This is a genomic window from Agrobacterium sp. A3-95 (assembly GCF_053521785.1).
On record NZ_JBNWDR010000008.1, the window covers coordinates 152965 to 174368 of the forward strand.

The following is a 21404-nucleotide window of genomic DNA, read 5'->3' on the forward strand; positions in this document are numbered from 1 at the left end:
CTATTTCCACATCGCCCGCATCCGCGCGCCTACATCGATGCGGATCTGCTGCGCGCTGCGCTCGGAGGCTGCGGCCGAAACCAGGGGCCAGGTGGCGGTTTCAAAGAACTGCAGCAAAGTTGCCGGTATGAAGCGGGTTCTAGCGGCATAGACATGCCGGTCGCCCTGCGCGTTCTGGCCATGGGTGAAGAACCGTTGCGGGGTTATCAGTGACAGACTGTCCTTGGCGCGCGTCATGGCGACATAGAGCAGCCGGCGTTCCTCTTCGACTTCATGGGTGGAGCCGACGCCCAGATCGGAGGGTATGCAGCCATCGACCACGTTCAGGATAAAGACGGAACGCCATTCCTGGCCTTTTGCCGAATGAATGGTTGAAAGGGTCAGGTAATCCTCATCGAGCAGCGGCACGCCTGCCTGATCGCTGGTGGCATCCGGCGGATCGAGCGTCAGTTCGGTGAGGAAGCGTTCGCGGGAAGGATAGCCGCCGGCAATCTGCTCGAGTTGCAGCAAATCGGCCTTCCGCGTCTCGGCATCCTCATGGATGCGTTCGAGGTGGGGCTCGTACCAGAGCCGCGCCTGCTCGATATCTGATGGCCAGCCGCCTTGCGATTTTCGCAGGTTCGCCAGCAACTGCACGAAGGATACCCAGTCATCACCGGTTTTGGGTGGCGGCGGAATTTCGGCAAGGGCGAGCAGAGGTTCCGGGTCTGCCGCAATCGTATCGAGAATATTGCCGGCTTTCTTCGGCCCGATACCCGGCAGCGTCTGAAGTAGCCTGAAACCGGCGACGCGGTCGCGCGGGTTTTGCGCGAAACGCAATACCGCCAGCATGTCCTTTACATGGGCACTGTCGAGAAACTTCAGGCCGCCAAATTTGACGAAGGGAATATTGCGGCGTGTAAGTTCAACTTCAAGCGGCCCGCTATGACTGGAGGTACGAAACAGCACGGCCTGTTGCTTCAGCGTCATGCCGGTCTCACGATTGGCCAGCACCTGGTCAATAATGAAGTTCGCCTGCTCGGTTTCGCTTTTTACTGTCACGAGCTTCGGTCGCTCGAGCGACTGTCGTTCGGTCCAGAGGTTTTTGGTGAATCGCTCACGGGCAAGGTCGATGACACCATTGGCGGCAGCCAGTATCGGCTGTGTCGAGCGATAGTTGCGATCAAGGGTGATAATATCGGCAGCCGGGCTGAAAGATGCCGGAAAATCAAGGATATTGCGCACCGTTGCTGCCCGGAACGAATAGATCGACTGGGCATCGTCACCCACCACGGTCAACCCGCGACCGCCCGGCTTCAGTGCCATCAGCACCGCGGCCTGCAGCCGGTTGGTATCCTGATATTCGTCGACCATCACGTGGTCGAAACGATTGCCGATATCGCCTGCAAGGTCGGGATCGCTGACCATCTGGGCCCAGTAGAGCAGAAGATCGTCGTAATCGAGGACGTTCTGGGCCTGCTTGGCCTCCACATAGGCGGCGAATAATTGCTTGAGTTCTTCTTCCCAGCTGGACACCCATGGATAGTGCTGGCGCAGGATTTCTTTCAGCGGCGTTTGTGAATTGACGGCGCGCGAATAGATCGCAAGGCAGGTGCCCTTTGTCGGAAAACGGCTCTCGGTCTTGGAGAAACCCAGTTCGTGTCGGGCAAGGTTCATCAGATCAGCGCTGTCTTCGCGGTCGTGGATCGTGAAATCCACGTCCAGTCCAATCTGTTCCGCATAGATTCGCAAGAGGCGCGCGCCGATCCCGTGAAACGTGCCGGACCAGGCCATCGCATCCGTGAGGGCTCCGGCGTTAGCGCCGATGACCTGCTTGCAGATACGCTCGACGCGACGCGACATTTCGGAAGCGGCACGCCGTGAAAACGTCATCAGCAGGATGCGGCGAGGATCAGCGCCATTGACGATCAGATGCGCCACCCGGTGCGCCAGCGTATTGGTCTTGCCGGAACCGGCACCGGCGATAATCAGCAACGGTCCAGCCGTGTGTCCGCCTGAAGGCCCAACGCCATGTTCCACGGCCTTGCGTTGCTGCTCGTTCAGTTTGTCCAGATAGGCAACCGCCATGCCTGCATCCTTGATATTTGCCTATCCGCACGACGACGGCATTTTTCAAAAGCACTCTTGTTGCAATGATTAGCAAAAACTCAAACAGCAGGCCAGAACAAATAATGAACGCATGTCTCTGTTCTCCACACTGCGGTGGACAAACCTCGCTGATCGATATTCGCAGCCTCAATCGGGTTCCGCATGGCGTGTTGACCGGCATGCTTTTCAAACCACTGAACCAACCCGGCGGCTGATGAGTTCACCAGTCGCGTCTTGTAAGCCGTTTGTTGGGAGGACAAAAGCATGAAGCATCTGAAACTATGCCTGATCGCTGCTGCGGCACTGGCCGCATCGACATTTGCGTTTGCCGAGCAGAAGGCCATGAGGTCTGACGCCACGATCGCGTCGGATATCAATTATCTGCTTTATACGCCCAAAGACTATGCCGGTTCGGACAAAACCTATCCTCTCGTGGTCTGGCTGCATGGCGGCGATCAGGGCGGGAGCGACGTCGAAAAGCTGCGCCGCAGCGGTCTGCCAAAATTGATCGAAGGGGGCCGTGAGTTTTCTTTCATGGTGTTTTCGCCACAAAATCCGAGCGAGGAACTGCTTTATCCGATCGAACGTGTCGCAAGCGTCCTGGCTTCCGTTGTAGCGGATCATCGGGTGGACCGCAGTCGTATCTATCTGATCGGATATAGCCGGGGAGGGTTCGGCGCCTGGTCAATGGCCGAGCAGTTTCCACAAACTTTTGCTGCGGTCGTCCCAATTGCCGGTGGCGGCATCCGCCATTACCTCAACCGCACCAATGAAAAGACAGCCTTCTGGGCCTTTCACGGCTCAAGGGACGAGGTGATTCCTTTGTCCGATACTGTTGTCCTCGTTCAGCGTCTCCAAGAACTGAAACGTAATGTGCGGCTGACGGTTTTTGAAAATACGAACCATGAAGAGGTGGAGGCAAAAGTGCTCGGCGATGAGGCGATGTGGACCTGGCTTCTCCAGCAAAAGCTTGCAGACGCAAAGACGCCTTCGGTACCCTGAACCCGCAGCGGGCACCGTTTTACCGCTGGTATGGAAGCCCATAACCCAGCGCGGCCGTCATAAGGCCGGGCTGGCCGCCTCATAAGCCTTCGTCAAAACATCTCTCCGCAAGCGTGTCTTTCGCCTCTTGACACAGAGTAGGGAAGTCGTGCTAATACGCATTAATAGCTAATACGTATTAGCAATCAACGAGTGTCGGGGAGGGCATTGCGTGACCAGCCATAAACGCCTTACTCAGAACGATATTGCGAAGCTTGCCGGCGTCAGTCAGGCAACAGTATCGCTTGTTCTGAACGGCGCGCCGACCGCGATTGCGCGTATCCCGGCTGAAACACGCGAACGCGTACAGGCGGTCATTCGCAAGACGGGTTATGTCGCGGACCCGATCGCGCGCCGCATGGCCAAGGGGCTTAATCGCATCCTCGGCGTCTTCACCTACGAGCCTGCTTTTCCAAGCGCACAGGCGGACTTCTTCACGCCGTTCCTGTTGGGCATCGAGGAAGAGGCGCAACAGCAGGCGTACGATCTTCTGCTGCTGACCAGTGCCGGCGTCGGCAACAACCGCAAGATTTTTTCCGAGGGCAACAGGCTCCGGATCGCCGATGGCTGCCTGGTCCTGGGCCGTGAATTCGACCGCAAGGAGCTTACCCGGCTGGTCTCGGAAGATTATCCATTCGTGGCGATCGGCCGACGCGACGATGCTGGCGGGCCCGTGCCCTATGTTGGCGGCGACTATGCCGCGGGCACACGGCAGCTTGTTGAGGATGCCATGATGCTCGGGCATTCCAAACTCGCCTATATCGGCCCTGCGGGTCCGGCGGAATCGATTGCCGACCGCTGGCGAGGTTTCAGTGATGCGCTCGGCACGGCGGCGACGCTTGCATTGCACATAAAGGCGGTAAACCGGCCTGCCGAAAAGATCCTCGACGCGATCATCGAAAGCGGCGCGACGGTGGCATTTTTCATAGAACTGGCGGATGCGGTGCGCGTCGAGACTTTGGCACGGGAGCGCGGAATTGGGGTGCCCGACGTGTTTTCGATGGTCGTGCTTGGCAGCCATATTCGTGCCGGCCGCAGCCCGGTGCGTTTCACATCCTATGAAATTCCCCGTGAAGAGATGGGCCGGCAGGCGACTGCAATGCTGGTGAACCGCATCGAGACCGGCAGCCCGGGAAGTCAAATTCTACTCAAGTGCCAACCCGTCAAGGGTGAAACATTGGGGCCGGCTCCAGTGGCCTCCCCAGATAAGTCCCCAGTCAACAAAACGGATGAGACGACGTGAAAGAGATGCAAGCAGACATTCTTGTGGTCGGTGGTGGCCTTGGCGGCGTGGCGGCGGCCCTCGGTGCCGCACGCGCCGGAAAGCGCGTGATCATGACCGAGGAATATGACTGGATCGGCGGTCAGCTGACCAGCCAGGCCGTGCCATCGGACGAACATAGCTGGGTCGAGCAGTTCGGTATCACCCGCTCTTATCGCGCACTACGCAACGGCGTGCGCCAATATTACCGCGACCATTATCCTTTGACGGAAGGCGCCCGCTCCTGGAGTGACCTCAATCCGGGTGGCGGCTGGGTCAGCCGCATCTGCGCCGAGCCGCGCGTCAGCCTTGCGGTGATGGAAAGCATGCTTATGCCCTATATCGGTGCCGACCGGCTGACAGTGCTCAAGCCCTATCGGCCGGTTGCTGCCGATGTGGACGGCGATAGGGTCCGCGCGATCACCGTGCGGCATCGCGACAGCGGAGCTGAGATCGTCATTTCCGCCGACTACATTCTTGATGCCACCGAGCTTGGCGATCTGTTGCCGATGACGGGCACGGAATATGCCAAGGGGTTCGAGGCGCAATCGGACACGGGGGAGCCCAGTGCGCCGGCCAGCGCCCAGCCTGATAATGTGCAGGCCGTGTCGATCTGCTTTGCAATCGATCATGTCGACGGCGATCAGACGATCGACAAGCCCGATAATTACGACTACTGGCGCAAGTACGAGCCGCATTTCTGGGGTGGGCCGATGCTCGGTTTCACCGCGCCGCATCCGCGCACGCTGGAACACACGACCCGCTCCTTCACGCCCAATCCGGACGACGATCCGTTGCTGGTTGATGCCGACCAGCGCAAGGGCGGTGGCGATGAAAACCTCTGGATTTTCCGTCGCATCGCGGCACGCAAGAACTTTGCGCCAGGTTTTTATAAATCCGACATCTGCCTCGTGAACTGGCCGATGATCGACTACATGGACGGCACCATCATCGATGTGTCGGAAGAAGAAAAGGCGCGGCATCTGAAGGCGGCGGCCGAACTTTCCTATTCGGTGTTTTACTGGTTGCAGACCGAAGCGCCGCGCCTTGATGGCGGACAGGGCTTTCGCGGCCTGCGCCTCAGAGGCGATATTACCGGCACCGAACACGGCCTTGCCATGGCGCCCTATATCCGGGAAAGCCGCCGCATCAAGCCGGTCACGCGCATCGTCGAACAGGATCTTTCCTACACGGTTCGCGGTGACAGGGGGGCTGTCCGCTATCGCGACAGCATCGGCATCGGCATGTACCGCATCGATCTGCACCCATCGACCGGTGGCGACAACTATATCGATGTGCCTTCCTGCCCGTTCGAGATCCCGCTTGGCGCACTCATACCCGAGCGCGTGAAGAACCTTATTCCGGCGGGCAAGAACATCGGCACGACGCATATCACCAATGGCTGCTACCGCCTGCATCCAGTCGAATGGAATATCGGCGAAGTGGCTGGAATGCTGGCGGCCCACTGCCTGGAAAAAGGTCTCACACCGCATCAGGTGCAGGAAGACGATGACCATCTTCATGCCTTCCAGACGGCGCTGACCCGCGAAGGTATTGAAATACGCTGGCCGGATATCGCGGCCTATTAGGACGGCGGACTGTCGTTCGATCGAACCCATCTTTGGAGGAGGACTGGGAATGAATAGTCATTGGAAAATGCAAACCACGGCCTGCGCGCTGGCCCTTATCGGCTCGTTTGCGCTGGCAGCGGCAGCGGCGGCGCAGGATGCGGTCAAGCTGCGCATGACGATCTGGAGTGCCAACGAGGCGCATCTAAAGCTGTTCAACGACATCGCAGCCGGCTTCAAAAAGGACCATCCAAATGTCAGCGTGACCTATGAGTCCCTGCCTTTCGACACCTATACCACTGCGTTGACGACCCAGATCGCCGGTGGCAACGCCCCTGACATGGCCTGGATTTTCGAGACCTCGGCCTATGATTTCGTCAAATCAGGCGCGCTCTATCCGCTTACCGACACGCTGAAGGCCGCGCAGGGTTACAATCTCGACGAAGTCAGCGCCGGGGCCACGGAACGCTGGTCGCAGGACGGAAAGCTCTTCGCATATCCGTTCTCGACCTCGCCCTTTGCGGTCTTCGTCAACAATGATCTCATCAAGGCCGCAGGTGCAAAGACGCCGGCGGAGATGATCGCTGCCGGCGAATGGACCTGGGAAAACGCCATCGCCACCGCCTCGGCGGTCGCGAAATCCGGCAAGGGCGGGCTTGTGGTCCGCGACTTCAATTACCAGAGCTGGCAATATCTGACCTCCGTGTGGAACGGCTGGGGCGCATCGCCCTGGAGCGCGGATGGCGCAACCTGCACCATGTCGGAAAAGCCGATGGCGGATGCGGTGTCGTTCATCCATGACGCCATCTTCAGCAAGAGGGCCATGCCCGGCCCCGGCGAGACAGTCGATTTCTTCGCCGGTAATGCCGCGATGACCATTACCCAGATCAGCCGGGCCTCGCTTTTGCCGAAGGACAAGCCTTTCGGCTGGGACCTCGTGCCGCTGCCGAAAGGACCGGCCGGTGAATACGCGCTGATCGGGCAGGCCGGCATCGGCGTCATGCAGTCCGGAAAGAATGCGCAGACGGCGGCCGAATTCGTTGCTTACATGACCAACCCGGAAAATTCGGCAAAGCTCAGCCAGTTCTTCCCCTCGGCACGCAAGTCGCTGTTGAATGCGGAGGTGTTGAAAAAAACCAATCCGCTGCTCAGCCAGGAACAGATCGAAAAGGTCGTCATATCAGGCATCGCCACGGGCAAGGTCATGCCCGGCCACACCGGTTTTGCCCAGATCCAGCAGATCGTGCGCTCAAACCTCGATGCGGTCTGGCGGCCGGAGGCCGATGTCGCGGGAGCGCTTCAAAAAATCTGCGGCCAGATCGCGCCGCTCCTGAAGCGCTGAGGAGAAAGCCATGGCTGTCGCGCAGGAGATTACCCGTACCCGGCATCGCCCTGCATCGGCGTTCTGGACCATCGCGCGGCGCGACAGTCTCGCTGGCTTTCTGTTCATCGCCCCGCAGCTGATCGGGATCATCATCTTCGTGCTGATCCCGCTCGGGCTGGTGTTCTGGTATTCGCTGCATGAGTGGAACGTGCTCGCCAATACCTTTACCTATACCGGTGCGCAAAACTACCGGATGCTCATCGAAGACGGCAATCTTCTGGAGGTGCTGGGCGCGACCGGGATATTCTCAGCCGGCCTCGTCGTGTTCAACCTGTCGCTGGCGCTGCTGCTTGCCGTGCTGCTCAACCAGAAGCTTGCCGGCATTGCGATATTCAGAACGCTGTTCTTCTCGCCCGTCGTCGTGTCTCTGGTTGCCTGGACGATCGTCTGGGGTTTCCTGCTGCAGAAGAATGGCGGCATCAACGGCATGTTGCTGATGGTCGGGATCGAAGGTCCCAACTGGCTGCGCGAGGAGACGACAGCGATGATTTCGGTCATCGTCGTGCAGGTCTTCAAGAATGTCGGGCTCAACATGATCCTGTTTCTGGCGGCACTTCAGGGCGTGCCGAAGGAACTCTACGAGGCCGCCCGCATCGACGGCGCGCCAGCCTTCAAACAGTTCCGTCGCATCACCCTGCCGCTGATCAGCCCGACGATCCTGTTGACCTCGATCATCACCATTGTCGGCTCGTTACAGGTTTTTGCTCAGATTGCGGTTTTGACTCAGGGCGGGCCGGGTCTGTCGACCACGGTGCTGGTCTACTACCTCTATCAGCAGGCCTTCCAGTTCCATTTCTTCGGTTACGGCTCGACGCTGTCCATCCTGCTGTTTCTGATTGTTGCCGTGCTGACCTTTGCCCAGTGGCAGATGCGCAAGAGGATCGTCTTTTATGAAAGCTGACCTTTCCCCCCGCATGCAGGTGGCGCTTTACGGGCTGTTGTGCGTGCTGTTGATCCCGTTCGTCTTTCCGACCTGGTGGATGGTTACCTCCTCCATCAAGCCCATAAGCGACATCTTCGCCTTCCCACCGCAGCTCATCCCGCAGAGCCACGACTGGACGACCTATGCGAAGGTGTTCGAGTTGCAGCCCTTCGTGCGGCAATATTGGAACTCCGCCTACATTGCCGCTGTGGTGACGGTCGGCACGATGATCATCTCCTCAATGGCAGGCTATGCCTTCGCACGGATCCGGTTTCCGGGCGCCAATGTGATCTTCATGATCGTGCTGCTTGGCCTGCTGATCCCGTCCGAAGTGACGATCGTGCCGCTCTTCCAGATGTTCCTGAAGGCAGGCATGGTCAACACCCACTGGCCGCTGATCCTCGTGCCGATTTTCGGGGCGCCAAGCGTGTTTGCCACCTTCGTCATGCGGCAGTTTTTTGTGACACTGCCGGGGGAGCTGGAGGAGGCCGCACGCGTCGACGGTCTTGGACGTTTCAAGATATTTCGCAAGATTGCCTTGCCCCTGGCAAAGCCGGCGCTTGCTTCGGTCGCGATCTTTACGTTCCTGCATTCCTGGAACCTGTTCCTCGAACCCATCGTCTTTCTCTCCAGCGCCGAGATGTTCACGCTGCCGCAGGCGCTGACGCAATATACCGACGCCTATGGCGGGCCGATGTGGAACATCCAGCTTGCCGCAGCGACGCTGACTGCGCTGCCCGTGCTCATCGTCTTCGTGATTGCCCAGAAGCAGTTTGTCGAAGGCCTCGCCCATACCGGCCTCAAGGGCTGAAGAACCGGAAACCGATTGATGGCTCACGTTACTCTCTCCGACATCCGCAAAAGCTATGGCGCGGTGAAAACCATTCACGGCATCGATCTCGCCATTAAGGACGGCGAGTTTGTTGTGCTTGTCGGGCCTTCCGGCTGCGGCAAGTCGACCCTGCTGCGGATGATAGCGGGGCTCGAAACGATTACCGGCGGAGAGCTCAGGATCGGCGAACGGGTCGTCAACGATCTCGATCCCAAGGATCGCGATATTGCCATGGTGTTCCAGTCTTATGCCCTATATCCGCATATGACGGTGGCCAGCAATATGGGCTTTTCGCTGGAGCATCGGGGCTCGAGCAAGCAGGAAATTGCTGAAAAGGTGAACTGGGCAGCGGATATTCTTGGCCTTGCGCAGCTGCTCGACCGTTATCCCCGCCAGCTCTCCGGCGGCCAGCGCCAGCGCGTCGCGATGGGCCGCGCCATTGTTCGCAATCCGCAGGTGTTCCTGTTCGATGAGCCCCTGTCAAACCTTGATGCGAAGTTGCGCGTCGTCATGCGCGGCGAGATCAAGGCACTGCACCAGAAGCTGAAGACCACCACGATCTATGTGACGCACGACCAGGTCGAGGCGATGACGATGGCCGACAGGGTCGTGGTTCTCAATGGCGGCAGGGTCGAGCAGATCGGCACGCCGCTCGAACTTTACGACCGCCCGGCAAATCAGTTCGTTGCAGGCTTCATCGGTTCGCCATCGATGAACTTCCTGAGCGGCGCGATAACTGAAAGAGGTTTTGAAACCGCAGGTATCGTGTTGCCCTTGCCAGTTTCCGCGGCCGGCTTTGCCGGCAAACAGGCCGTTTACGGCATCCGCCCGGAACACTTCCTGCTTGATGCCGGCGGCGTACCTGCCGAGATAATGCTGGTTGAACCATTAGGATCGGAAACGCAGGTCACCATGAAACTCGGCGGTTCCAAGGTGCTCGGCGTCTTTCGGGAACGCATAGGGCAGGCAGTCGGCGACAGCATCATGGTCTCGCCGACGCTTAACAGCGTCCATCTGTTTTCGAGTGAAGACGGAGCGCGGCTGAACTGATCACGATGCCCTCTGCCTCTTGCGCGGGCCGAGGGCCTGATCAGATACTGGACTGCCAGGGAAAACCTCGCAGTCCAGCTGTTCCAATGGCTCACCCCATGACGGCTTTCAAAGAAAGCTGCTTTCGAAGAGTTCGCCTGAATAGGCCGCGTGGGTGATGCCCGCTTCAAGATCGGCCTTGGTCAACTCATCGACAAAAACGCCATTCTGCATGACCAGAACGCGGTCGCACATATGGGCTATAACCGACAGGTCGTGGCTGACGAGAACGAAGGTGAGGTTCTGCTCGTCGCGCTGATCGGCCAGCAGGTTCAGGATTTCCGCCTGAATGGAGACGTCGAGAGCGGATGTCGGCTCGTCGAGAAGCAGGATCGGCGGCTCGAGGATAAGCGCGCGGGCGATCGCAACACGCTGACGCTGGCCTCCGGACAGTTCGTGCGGGAAGCGCTCGGCAAAATGCGCGGGCAGGCCAACCTGCTGCAGCGCGGCCGGAACCTTCGACCAGCCGTCACCAAGCCCCATGGAGCGGATCGGTTCGGCAAGAGCCCGGCCGATGCGGTGGCGTGGGTGCAGGGAACCATAGGGGTCCTGGAACACCATCTGCGCCAGCTTCAGCTCGTCGCGGCTACGGACTTTGCCCACAGGCTTGCCTTCGAAAGAGATCGATCCGGTCCAGCCGGATTCCAGGCCGGCAAGCGATCGCAGCAATGTCGACTTGCCGCAACCGCTTTCGCCAACGATGCCGAGTGTCTCGCCTCGGTTGACCCGAAAGCTGACGTCGCGCACGACGTGATTGCGGGTTTCCTTCGTGCCGTAAACGACATCCAGCTTGTCTACCGTGATCATCGCATCACCTCCGCATCGATTGCCTGGCGATCCAGCACCTTGAGGCGCCGGACCGGATTGCGGGGATCGGGCATGGCCGCGATCAGGCCCCGTGTATAGGGGTGTTGCGCATCTTCGAGCTTGGAAAGCGTCTCCACGACGCGTCCGCCATACATGACCAGCACGCGTTCGCAAAAGGCCGCAACCATGCGGATATCGTGACTGATGAGGATGAGGCCCGAATTGTTTTCGCGCACCATCTCGTCCAGAAGCAGAAGGACATCCTTGCGCACGCTGACATCGAGTGCTGAGGTCGGTTCGTCGGCGATGACCAGCTTGGGTTTGGCAAGCAGCATCATGGCGATCATCACGCGCTGTCCCATGCCGCCTGAGATCTGGTGGGGATAAAGCCCCATCACGCGGTCAGGATCGTTGATGCGCACGCGCAGCAGCATGTCGCGCGCGGCATTTCTGGCGGCCTTGCCCTTGAGGGCCAGATGCAGCTCGGCCGCTTCCGCCACCTGCTTTCCGATCGGCAGGACCGGATTGAGGGAGTAACGCGGGTCCTGCATGATGAGCGCCATCTCGCTGCCGCGGATCGCACCCATCTGGCGCTCGGATTTTTCAAGCAGGGGTTCGGAGAGGAAATCCATCCGTTCTGCCGTCACCGTGGCGCTCTTGGGCAGAAGGCGCATGGCGGCACGGCCGGTCGTGGACTTTCCGGACCCGGATTCGCCGACGATACCGACACGCTCGCGTCCGACGTCGAAGTTGACATTGGAGACGGCGGGGATGGCGTTGCGGCCAAAGCGAACGTTAAGATCGCGGACCGAAAGAATGGGAGAGCTATCAGGAACGGGCATGACGCGGATCCAGTAGGTCGCGCAGCGTATCGCCAGCGATGTTGAAGGCAAGGCTCGTCAAAAGGATCGCGATGCCGGGCATGACGGCGACCCACCAGTAATCGAGCATGAATTTACGGCCGCTGGAAATCATCGCCCCCCATTCGGGAAGCGGCGGCTGAGCGCCAAGACCGAGGAAGCCAAGCGAGGCGGCCGTCAGGATGATACCGGCCATATTCAATGTCAGTCTGACGATGACCGAAGGAATGCACATCGGCGCGATATAAAGAAACAGGATGCGCATCGGCGAGGCCCCATAGAGGCGTGCGGCCGCAACATAGTCGGTGTTGCGCACGACCAGCGCTTCGGCCCGCGCCAGGCGCGCGATGGGCGGCCAGGCGGTCAGCGAGATCGCGATGATTGCGGTACCGAGACCGGCTCCCATTGCAGCAGCAAAGGCAAGTGCCAGAACGAGCGAAGGGAAGGAAAGGACAATATCGGTCGCGCGCATCAGAATGGCGTCGGTTCTGCCGCCGAAGAAACCGGCCATGACACCGATTGCAAGGCCGATAGGGCCGACGATGACCGAGACCGACAAGACGGTCTGGATCGTGATGCGGGTGCCATAGACGAGGCGGCTGAAAATGTCTCGGCCAAATTCGTCGGTTCCCGCCAGATGCGCCCAGCTGGGAGGCTGGAGCGCATTGTCTAGCACCTGGCGCACCGGATCATATGGCGCAATCAGGGGAGCGAAAATGGCAACCACGACCAGAATGGCGAGAATGGCAAAGCCGAACATTCCAAGCGGCTCGTCGCCAAGCTTCCGCAGCGTCCGCGCCGTCGTTGTGGATATCCGAGACAACGCGCTGCGGCTCCGCACGGGAGTGTTCTGAGTTATATCGGTCATCGAGCGACCTCCCGTGTCCGCGGGTCAAGCGTGGTGTAGGCAACGTCTGCGAGGAAGTTGAGCATCATGAAGATGAAGCCGATAACGATCGTGGCTGCGAGGATCGCATTCATGTCACCAATAAGCAGTGCATTCGTCATGTATTGTCCGATGCCGGGCCAGGAAAAGACGATTTCGGTCACAACGGCGCCTTCCAGCAGGTTGCCATAGGAGATGGCGAGAACGGTGATCAGCTGCACCGCGATATTCGGCAGTACATGGCGGGTTACGGTGCGCGCCGGGCTGACGCCTTTCGCACGCGCCGCAATCACGTAATCCTGGCTAAGCTGTTCGAGGGTGAAGGCGCGGGTCATGCGGGTAATATAGGCCATTGCCATATAGGCAAGGATGATCGCCGGAAGCATGATATGCGCGAGCGCATTCCAGAAAATCTCTGTCTCACCTGCGAGAAGAGTGTCGACCAGCATCAGCCCTGTTCTCGGCTCCACGAGGCCTTCGTAAAAGACGTCCACGCGACCGGGCCCGGCGACAAGGTTGAGATTCGCATAAAAAATCACGAGCCCGACGATACCGAACCAGAATACGGGTATCGAATGCCCCACCAGCGCAAAGACACGTGCGAACTTGTCGATGAACGTGTCGCGAAACAGGGCCGCGGCGAGACCGAGCGGGACGCCGATGACGGTGGAGATGATGATTGCCAGCGTTGCAAGCTCAAGCGTCGCCGGGAAGGCTTGCGCCAGGTCCCGCGTTACCGGGTTTCCGGTCAGAATAGCTATACCGAAATCGCCGTGCAACAGGCCACGGAGATAGATGAAAAACTGCTGGTAAAGAGGGAGATCAAGCCCAAGCCGAGCCCGCATGGCTTCATAGGCTTTAGGATCTGCAAGCTCACCGACGATTGCCCCGACCGGATCGGTCGGCATCACCCGGCCAATGATGAAGGTGATGCAGAGCAGGATGAAGAGGCTGACGACAAGTTGCAGGAAGCGATGTCCGAGCCCGCGCAATGAAATTTCAGTCATCGCAAATCGCACTTCCACGAGAAAACGCTGTCAGCGATGCCACTTTTTGAACGGCTCGCCGCAGACGAGCAATTCTACCCTGCAAAAACTTTTGATGGTACTTCATCCCAACTCCTCCCTGAGCTAACATGAAAACATATGACGTAACGCCACGTCATCATATGAGTAACGAAGGGATTCGTTTTCTGCAAGAGGGAAGAGTGGCATGATGGGCGATAGGGAAAAGCCGCGGGAGCGGCGGGCACAACAGATCATCGATAATCTCAGTGCAGAAATTCGCAGTGGAAAACTGAAGAACGGCGATCAGCTTCCCACGGAACCGCAGCTTGAGCGCACCTACGGCGTGAGCCGCACAGTGGTTCGCGAGGCGATCGCGGATCTGCGCTCTTCCGGCTATGTCATTCCCATCCATGGCAAGGGCGTGTTCGTCAGCAATGTCAGCGAGTGGGCGGGTGTGAAGCTGACGCAATCCGAAGTTGGCACAATTGCAGAAACGCTGGAAATGCTTGAGTTTCGGCTCGCAACCGAAGGCGAAGCAGCGGCAATTGCCGCCTATCGCCGCACAGCCCAGCAGGAAGCGGCGATTTCCGCAGCCCATCGGAAAATGGGCCGGGCCATCGATGCGGGCGAAAGCACCGTCAGTGCCGATTACGAGTTTCACACGGCCATTGCGATAGCGACCAACAACCGGTTCTATCTCGAGGCACTGCGCCAGTTCGGGTCACGCTCGATACCGCGCGGTCAGTTTCCAACCCTGCCGGAGACGGGCGACGCGGATTATCTGCGCAAAGTGCAGGCCGAGCATGAGGCAATCCTGCGCGCCATCGTAGAGCAGGATCCGGATGCCGCGCGGAAAGCCATGCGCGATCATATGCTTGCGAGCCAGCGTCGATACAGGTTGCTTTCCGAGGCGCAATAGCATCTCGACACTCATCTTATTTCGTGCGATGTCATATGATGACTAGCATGGAGTGAGGAGAGAATCGATGTATGTCGGCACCCAGGTGACAGCGCGCGATGACGAGGATTTCAAGGTTTGGGCGCAGCTTGGCGTCAAGAATATCAACGCCGATCCGCCTGGTGCACCCGCAAGCTGGACCTTTGAGGATTTTGAGCGTCACCGTGACAAGGTCGAGAGCTTTGGCCTCGTGCTCGACATGGTGCAATTGCCGTTGCCATCAAGGCCGATCGAACAGGCATCGTTTCCCGATATCCTGCTTGCCGGGCCAGAACGCGACCGGCAGATCGATGCCGTCTGCAGAATGATTGAGGATATCGCCAGGGCCGGCATCCCGGCGGCGAAATACAACCTCAATCTCATCGGCATCCCGCGCACTGAAATGGAGCGTGGGCGCGGTGGTTCGCTCAATGAAGCCTGGCGATGGGACAAGGCGGACCATGATGCGGCTCCGGGCCTTGCCGGTGTTCTATCCGAGGACGAAAATTGGGAACGCATCGACTATTTCCTCGAACGCGTGGTGCCGGTTGCCGAAAGCAACAAGGTCCGGCTCGCCTGCCATCCGCATGACCCCTACACCCCGCCCGGCTACAAGGGTGTCACCCGGGTGCTCGGCACCGTCGAGGGTCTGAAGAAGTTCGTGCAGATGCGGGAAAGCCCCTATCATGGCCTGAATTTCTGCCAGGGATCGATCGGCGAGATGCTCGACAATCCGCGCGAGGAGATCGACGAGATCATCCGCTGGTTTGGCAGCCGCGACAAGATATTCAATGTCCATTTCCGCAACATCAGCGGCGGCAAGCTGTCTTTCATGGAAACGTTTCCCGACGAGGGTGACATGGACATGGTCCGTTCGCTGAAGCTCTACCATGAACTCGGCTATCGCTACATGATCATGCCCGATCATGTGCCGACGATTGCGGGCCGCGATCCCGTCGGTGTCGCCTTTGCGTTTTGCTACGGCTACATCGCCGCGCTCATCGAGGCGCTTAATAACAACCATCTTTGACTGTTTCAGGCCGGTTGGCGCACGTGGCGCTGCCGGCTTGCAATTACCGATCTGTAGGAGGAGCAGGTATGAAAAAATCGATGATCCGTCTCGCATTCACCACCGTTCTGGGCGCCATGTTGGTGCAGGCGTCGCCGGTGGCGGCCAAGACCCCCAACGACCAGCTCGTCGTCGGGACGTCGCTTGCCCAGGTGCTGTCGCTAGACCCCCATCAGGCCACCGAAGCGAAAGCCAACGAAATCATGGCCAATCTTTACGATCGGCTGATCTCGGTCGATGGCTCGGGAAAGGTTTCGCCGCAGCTGGCAGAGCGCTGGGAGACAGATGACAAGGGCATCACGTTTCATCTTCGCGCCGCCAACTTTGCCTCGGGCAATCCCGTTACCTCCGCAGATGTGGTTTATTCGTTCAGCCGCCTTTTGAAGATGAATCAGGCGGCGGCCGCCAACCTCAAGCGCGTTGGTTACAACGCGGAAAATGTCGACAAGCTGGTGAGCGCCCCGGACGAGAAGACGGTCCGCATCGAACTGTCAGGGCAAACGACATCCGAACTGCTGCTCTATCGTCTGGCGATGGTCATTGCCAGTGTCGTCGACAGCAAGGAGCTCAAGTCCCATGAAGTTGATGGCGACTGGGGCAATGCGTGGCTGAGAACAAATTCCGCCGGTTCAGGACCCTTCACCCTCAATCGCTGGTCGCCGAACGAAATCATCATTCTTGAGGCCAACAAGGACTATGTGGCTGGCAGCCCGAAAATGCGTCGCGTGATCGTGCGGCATGTACCGGAAAGCCAGGTGGAGCGCCTGATGCTGGAGCGAGGCGACATCGACATTGCCAGCGCGCTGACGGCATCCGACCTTGCGACCTTCAACAACAAGGAAGGTTTTCAGATCCAGCGCGTGCCGACGGGTGGTTTCTACGTCCTGTCCATGAATGCCGGCAAGGAGCCTCTTTCCAACCCCAAGGTTCGCGAAGCGATTGCTTACGGCATCGACTACAAGGGAATGGAAAAGACCATCATGGGCCCCTATGGCAGGGCGCGCACGGTGCCGGTTCCGGAGAATTTCGAATATGCCATTCCAAGCCCCGACTGGAAGCTTGATGTCGAGAAAGCGAAATCTCTTCTGAAGGAAGCCGGTTATGAGAATGGCTTCACGCTTAATCTGAAGACAATTGCCCAAACGCCGCGCATCGATCTTGCTACGGCCATCCAGGCATCGCTCAGCCAGGTCGGTATCAAGGTGAACATTCAGCAGGGTAACGGTTCGGACGTGATTGCCGCTCACCGTGCGCGGGACTTCGATCTGCTTATTCCGCAGACGGGCGCATATATGCCCAACGTCCTCGGCTCGATGGAGCAGTTCTCCAGTAACCCCGACAACTCGCTTGCTGCCAACAATGCCGGCAATTTCGTCTGGCGCTCTGCCTGGGACATTCCGGAACTGACGGCTCTGACCGCAAAGGCTTCCCTTGAGCCCGATGCCAAGAAACGTGGGGAAATCTACACCCAGATGCAGGAAATGTTCGTCGCGCAGAAGCCAGCCGTTCTGCCTCTCTTCGAGAGATACGAGCCGATCGTTTTGACGTCGCGCGTCAAGGATTATGTCGGTCACCCAAGCCAGACGACGCGACTGGAAAACGTGACGAAGCAGTGACTGCAAACCACTAGACGGAAAACATGTGACGGGCGGTGACTTTACCGCCCGTTTTTTTGTGGGTCCCTCGACTGCTTGCTGGCCAATTAAGACAGGGCCGCCGTGCGAACTATTACGCCCGCATCCTTGAATTCTTGGGGTTTTCGCGATGGCTCTAGCGGGTTAGACCGTGCAGCGATCGACCCTTTCCCAGAGCGGGATTCCCAAACCCCGCTCGCTCACATTCCATTAAATGCGTTGGCACCATGAGCTTCCCACAGATAAAACTTCCCGCAAGGCCGCTCAGTTTGAAGCGCGGTGTCATTTCGGTACCGGCGGCCTATTATTTCTCCATTCCCGTGCTGCTGGTGATTACAGTCGTCCTGCTCGTGGCCGAAGGCCCGGGTGTGTTGCGCGACTATCAGATCAGCCGCGACCCGCTGGAGATCGAAAGCGGCGATATCAACGGCAGTTGCAAGACCCGCAAGGCGATCTTCACGAATTGCGAAGCGGAGCTTTCCTACGAGCATGGCGGTGTGAGCTACAATAAGGATGTCGAGGTCATGTTCGTCGATTTCCATTCCGGCGACTATGAAACCGGTCTGGTCATTTCGGCGAAGAATCCCGAACTTGCAACGATTTCACTTGGCCTCGATATGCTCTGGAACCGGATCATAACCCTGGGCGTGTTCGTTGCCCTGCTCGGTTTCGGCTGTTTCGCGCTGCTGCTTACACTTATCCGCACCTTGCGGGCTCGTCTGCGTCTGCGGCACCCGGCGCCATTGACTGTTATTCCGGTGGCGCTGACGGCGGTCGCCGAAAAACGCAGCCGTCTTTTCGTGACCTATGCCGATACGGTCAGGGAAGGGAAGACGAAGAGGCAATCCTTTACCTACCTGGAGAGAGGGCGAATCCCGGTCGTCGTCGGCCACACCGGCAAACACGATGTCGCACTGGCGGTCTGGCACGGTGAAACCCCGCTGCCTGTTCTGCTTGACGATCAGCTGGAGCGAATTGACCTATCGGAACAGGAAAGAGCGGAAGCACTTGCTTCGCTCGAACCGGTGCTTGCGAACCGTGGGCAGGAGGGTGTACCCGCCCCCGGCGCGGCGGTGACAAAAGCCCCGAGCCTTGCGCGACGGCTGGCAACGTTCGTTGCAATTGTCGCCTTTATCGTCGTTGCAACCTTGGGGTACTGGCTGTGGTACGTCACCAGCGCGCCTTCGCAATTCAACTCTCCGGGCATGGACCTCAACAATATGATGCCCGCGGCGCTCAACGAGTGGGGCTGCGCGCGTCTGCAGGAGCGTTTTGCTGATGGTCCAGCACCTTTCGGTTGTGCCGGGGACGATTTTCGAAGCTGGAAATAAAGGCTTTCCCTCTTGGCGTTTATTGGGCCGGTCGCAAGAGCTTTGTGGGCTGGCGCGTCGGCCCGGCGTCTCCTGGCTCTTTGTCGATGAGATCGATCAATTATCCAAAGTTGCATTAGAGATTTATAAATAAACCAACTCCATAGTGCGATCGTGGGCGGTTCTCGAGGCTGGGAGAGTGCATCATGTTCACGGTTCTGGAATGCGTTGCGGTACAACACGATCATGCGATCGTACTGCTTGCAGCGGTTATTTGCCTGCTTGGCATGCATGCTTTTTTCCATTTGTTGTTGCGTGCGGAAGAAAGCCCGGCTGGCCGCAAGCCTTATTGGGTGCTGGTTGCCGCCTTTGCAGCGGGGCTCAGCGTCTGGGCTACGCATTTCGTTGCCATGCTTGCTTATAAGGGTTCAGTCCCGATCGGCTTTGATTTCCAGTTCACGGCGCTGTCGGCGGTTCTGGCCGTTCTGGGGTTCTGGCTGGCGCTCAGGGCGCGCTCGAAGGCGAGCTACAGTCCCGTTATCGTCGGAACGCTGGTTACCCTTTCGGTTGCCGTCATGCATTTCGTCGGCATGGCGGGCATGGATGTGGCCGCCACGATCAGCTATCGCTGGGGCCCCGTTTTGGGTGGCTTTGCCGTTGCCTGGGTATTTTTTCTGCTGGCCTTTTTCCTGTTCCTTCGTTCCGCCACATGGAAACGCATCGTCATTCCGGCCGGATGTTCGATCTTGGCAATCTGCGCTTTGCATTTCACCGCCATGTCGGCCACGATCCTGTCGCCGGATCCGTCCGTCGCTGGCCCGGATCCCGACAATCTCGCCAGAGTGATCATGATTGCTGCCGTTTCGGGCGTGACTTTCCTGGTCCTCGCAGCCACTGCCACCGCCGCTCTCGTTGACCGTTACCTTGTCGATCTCAAGGGGCTTGTGGATGCGACGCTGGATGGTCTTGCCGTGGTCCGTGATGGCCGCATTGTTGAGCTGAATACCCGTTTTGCCGGGCTTGTCGGCAGCGATGAGGCATCGCTGATGGGTAAAAATCCCGATGATCTCTTCAAGGCCATGGACGGACAGCCCACCTATCTGCCGCGCCTCGCGCCGGTTGAGGCAATCCGCGAACGCAGCGACCGGCCGCAGGTGTTCGAGCTTGCCGTGCGCACCATCGAGTATCGCGGCCATCCTTGCGAAGTGCTGGCGATTCGCGACCTGACGGAAAAGCGGGAGGCGCAAAGGGAGATCGAATATCTGGCCCGCCACGATGTGCTGACCGGCCTTTCGAACCGCACCATGTTCCAGACGCGGCTGCACCAGCAGATCGAACATTGCGACGCGGAGGATGAGTTTGCCTTGCTGGCGCTCGATCTCGACCGGTTCAAGGCGGTCAACGACATTTTCGGCCATGCCGAGGGCGACCGGGTGCTGAAAAAAGTTGCGACCATCCTCGATGAATGCGCAAGGCCGGGAGATATCGTCGCCCGTCTTGGCGGCGATGAATTCGTTATCCTGACTGCCCGGCACACCAAATCGGAGGAGGCACGTCTGCTTGCCGAGACAATCCTTGCCATGTTCGGGTTGAAAATGAATGCGGCCAACGACCCGACCGCTGTCGGCGTCAGCATCGGCATCGCCGTCTTTCCGCGGGACGGGAACAGCAACGAAAGCATCTTGCACGCCGCTGATCTGGCGCTTTACCGCGCCAAGATGGGTGGGCGCGGAATATTGTCCTTTTATGATCCCCTGATGGATCAGGAGGCCCGCGAGCGCCGCCAGCTCGAAACTGATCTGCGGCTCGCCATCAACCGCAACGAATTGGTGTTGAACTATCAACCTGTCCTTTCCGTCGAATGTGGTCAGGTCGTCGGTTATGAGGCGCTGGTACGCTGGCAGCATCCGACACGGGGTGTCGTACCTCCGGATGTCTTCATTCCGATTGCAGAGGAAAGCGGGATCATCATCTCGCTCGGCGAATGGGTGCTGCGCGAGGCCTGCCGCCAGGCGAGCACCTGGGCGCCGCACCTCAAAATCGCAGTCAATGTTTCACCATTGCAGTTTTCGCTCGCAAATCTCGGCCATGTCGTCTGCACGGTCCTCATGCAGTCCGGCCTTTCGCCGAACCGGCTGGAACTCGAGATCACCGAAGCCGCGTTGCTGAAGGACCGCAAGGCGACGCTGATCATCCTCAACCAGTTGAAGGCGCTGGGTGTGGCCATCGTCATGGATGATTTCGGCACCGGCTATTCATCGCTCAGCAACTTGCAGAGCTTCCCCTTCGACAAGATCAAGATCGACCGCAGCTTCATCGCCGCCATGAGCGAGGATGATAATGCCCGCGCCATCGTGCGCGCGGTGATCGGCCTCGGTCGCAGCCTCGATCTGCCAGTGACGGCGGAGGGTATCGAAACCGACGCGCAATATCGCATGGTTGTCGATGAAGGTTGCGCGCAGGCGCAGGGTTATCTCTTCGGCAGGCCGGATGTGGCTCCTGCCGCGGCGGCAAGCACTGGCAAGCGGAAGAAACATTCCGTCTGAAAGAGGAGTGCGGCGGCGTGATGCCGTCGTAATTCCATTCTCCTACGCCAATGGAACGAGAGCGAACGCAGATCGTTAGGATTGTGTGTGGTGCGTCCGTGTCGCCACCGCCGCAGCCGGCGGCAGACGACAGCCCTGACCTTCCGATGATGAATTCGCTGGT

General features: G+C 58.9%; 17 protein-coding genes. 12 read left to right on the forward strand and 5 right to left on the reverse strand.

Annotation, left to right across the window (positions count from 1 at the left end):
- A complete protein-coding gene (locus ACQZ5Y_RS20220) occupies positions 1–2067 on the reverse strand; it encodes an ATP-dependent helicase (RefSeq protein WP_174051115.1) in 2067 nt (688 codons plus the stop codon).
- A gap of 285 nt (positions 2068–2352) precedes the next feature.
- Here ACQZ5Y_RS20220 and ACQZ5Y_RS20225 point away from each other — a divergent pair, with 285 nt between their 5' ends.
- The 7 genes from ACQZ5Y_RS20225 (at position 2353) to ACQZ5Y_RS20255 (ending at position 10146) form a co-directional block, all read left to right on the forward strand.
- Complete coding sequence (locus ACQZ5Y_RS20225) at positions 2353–3090, forward strand: carboxylesterase family protein (RefSeq protein WP_174051116.1); 738 nt, start codon at positions 2353–2355, stop codon at positions 3088–3090.
- A gap of 211 nt (positions 3091–3301) precedes the next feature.
- Positions 3302–4372 carry a LacI family DNA-binding transcriptional regulator gene (locus ACQZ5Y_RS20230; RefSeq protein ID WP_025594973.1) on the forward strand — a complete coding sequence of 357 codons (1071 nt, stop codon included), beginning with the start codon at positions 3302–3304 and terminating at the stop codon, positions 4370–4372.
- A 5-nt stretch (positions 4373–4377) separates the two neighbouring features.
- Positions 4378–5979 (forward strand): FAD-dependent oxidoreductase, encoded by a 1602-nt coding sequence (locus ACQZ5Y_RS20235; RefSeq protein ID WP_174051196.1) that lies wholly within the window; start codon positions 4378–4380, stop codon positions 5977–5979.
- A gap of 49 nt (positions 5980–6028) precedes the next feature.
- A complete protein-coding gene (locus tag ACQZ5Y_RS20240) occupies positions 6029–7300 on the forward strand; it encodes an ABC transporter substrate-binding protein (protein WP_174051117.1) in 1272 nt (423 codons plus the stop codon).
- 10 nt (positions 7301–7310) lie between these two features.
- Positions 7311–8243 (forward strand): carbohydrate ABC transporter permease, encoded by a 933-nt coding sequence (locus tag ACQZ5Y_RS20245; protein WP_111796677.1) that lies wholly within the window; start codon positions 7311–7313, stop codon positions 8241–8243.
- Positions 8233–9075 carry a carbohydrate ABC transporter permease gene (locus tag ACQZ5Y_RS20250; protein ID WP_174051118.1) on the forward strand — a complete coding sequence of 281 codons (843 nt, stop codon included), beginning with the start codon at positions 8233–8235 and terminating at the stop codon, positions 9073–9075. Before ACQZ5Y_RS20245 ends, ACQZ5Y_RS20250 begins: the two co-directional genes overlap by 11 nt.
- 18 nt (positions 9076–9093) lie before the next feature.
- Positions 9094–10146: an ABC transporter ATP-binding protein gene (locus ACQZ5Y_RS20255; protein WP_174051119.1), complete on the forward strand. Its 1053-nt coding sequence runs from the start codon at positions 9094–9096 to the stop codon at positions 10144–10146.
- Between the two features lie 108 nt (positions 10147–10254).
- Here the strand turns inward: ACQZ5Y_RS20255 and ACQZ5Y_RS20260 are convergent, their stop codons facing one another.
- From ACQZ5Y_RS20260 to ACQZ5Y_RS20275, 4 genes are read right to left on the reverse strand one after another with little or no spacing between them, the layout of a single operon-like run.
- Positions 10255–10992, reverse strand: coding sequence for an ABC transporter ATP-binding protein (locus ACQZ5Y_RS20260; protein WP_111800783.1), 738 nt, complete (start codon positions 10990–10992; stop codon positions 10255–10257).
- Positions 10989–11834 (reverse strand): ABC transporter ATP-binding protein, encoded by an 846-nt coding sequence (locus tag ACQZ5Y_RS20265; RefSeq protein WP_025594967.1) that lies wholly within the window; start codon positions 11832–11834, stop codon positions 10989–10991. Before ACQZ5Y_RS20265 ends, ACQZ5Y_RS20260 begins: the two co-directional genes overlap by 4 nt.
- Complete coding sequence (locus ACQZ5Y_RS20270; protein WP_013761140.1) at positions 11821–12720, reverse strand: ABC transporter permease; 900 nt, start codon at positions 12718–12720, stop codon at positions 11821–11823. The genes ACQZ5Y_RS20265 and ACQZ5Y_RS20270 overlap by 14 nt, the downstream gene beginning before the upstream one ends.
- Positions 12717–13745 (reverse strand): ABC transporter permease, encoded by a 1029-nt coding sequence (locus tag ACQZ5Y_RS20275; protein WP_004431168.1) that lies wholly within the window; start codon positions 13743–13745, stop codon positions 12717–12719. Before ACQZ5Y_RS20275 ends, ACQZ5Y_RS20270 begins: the two co-directional genes overlap by 4 nt.
- Before the next feature lie 205 nt (positions 13746–13950).
- Here ACQZ5Y_RS20275 and ACQZ5Y_RS20280 point away from each other — a divergent pair, with 205 nt between their 5' ends.
- From ACQZ5Y_RS20280 to ACQZ5Y_RS20300, 5 genes are all read left to right on the forward strand, one after another.
- Positions 13951–14664, forward strand: a complete 714-nt coding sequence (locus ACQZ5Y_RS20280; protein ID WP_004431172.1) for a FadR/GntR family transcriptional regulator — start codon at positions 13951–13953, stop codon at positions 14662–14664.
- Positions 14665–14731: 67 nt separating this feature from the next.
- A complete protein-coding gene (locus ACQZ5Y_RS20285) occupies positions 14732–15712 on the forward strand; it encodes a mannonate dehydratase (RefSeq protein WP_013761138.1) in 981 nt (326 codons plus the stop codon).
- Positions 15713–15828: 116 nt separating this feature from the next.
- On the forward strand, positions 15829–17367 hold the full coding sequence (locus ACQZ5Y_RS20290; protein ID WP_370953851.1) for an ABC transporter substrate-binding protein: 1539 nt from the start codon (positions 15829–15831) through the stop codon (positions 17365–17367).
- 245 nt (positions 17368–17612) lie between these two features.
- Positions 17613–18716, forward strand: a complete 1104-nt coding sequence (locus ACQZ5Y_RS20295; protein ID WP_025594964.1) for a hypothetical protein — start codon at positions 17613–17615, stop codon at positions 18714–18716.
- A gap of 185 nt (positions 18717–18901) precedes the next feature.
- A complete protein-coding gene (locus ACQZ5Y_RS20300; protein WP_145166895.1) occupies positions 18902–21241 on the forward strand; it encodes a bifunctional diguanylate cyclase/phosphodiesterase in 2340 nt (779 codons plus the stop codon).
- Positions 21242–21404 lie beyond the last annotated feature (163 nt).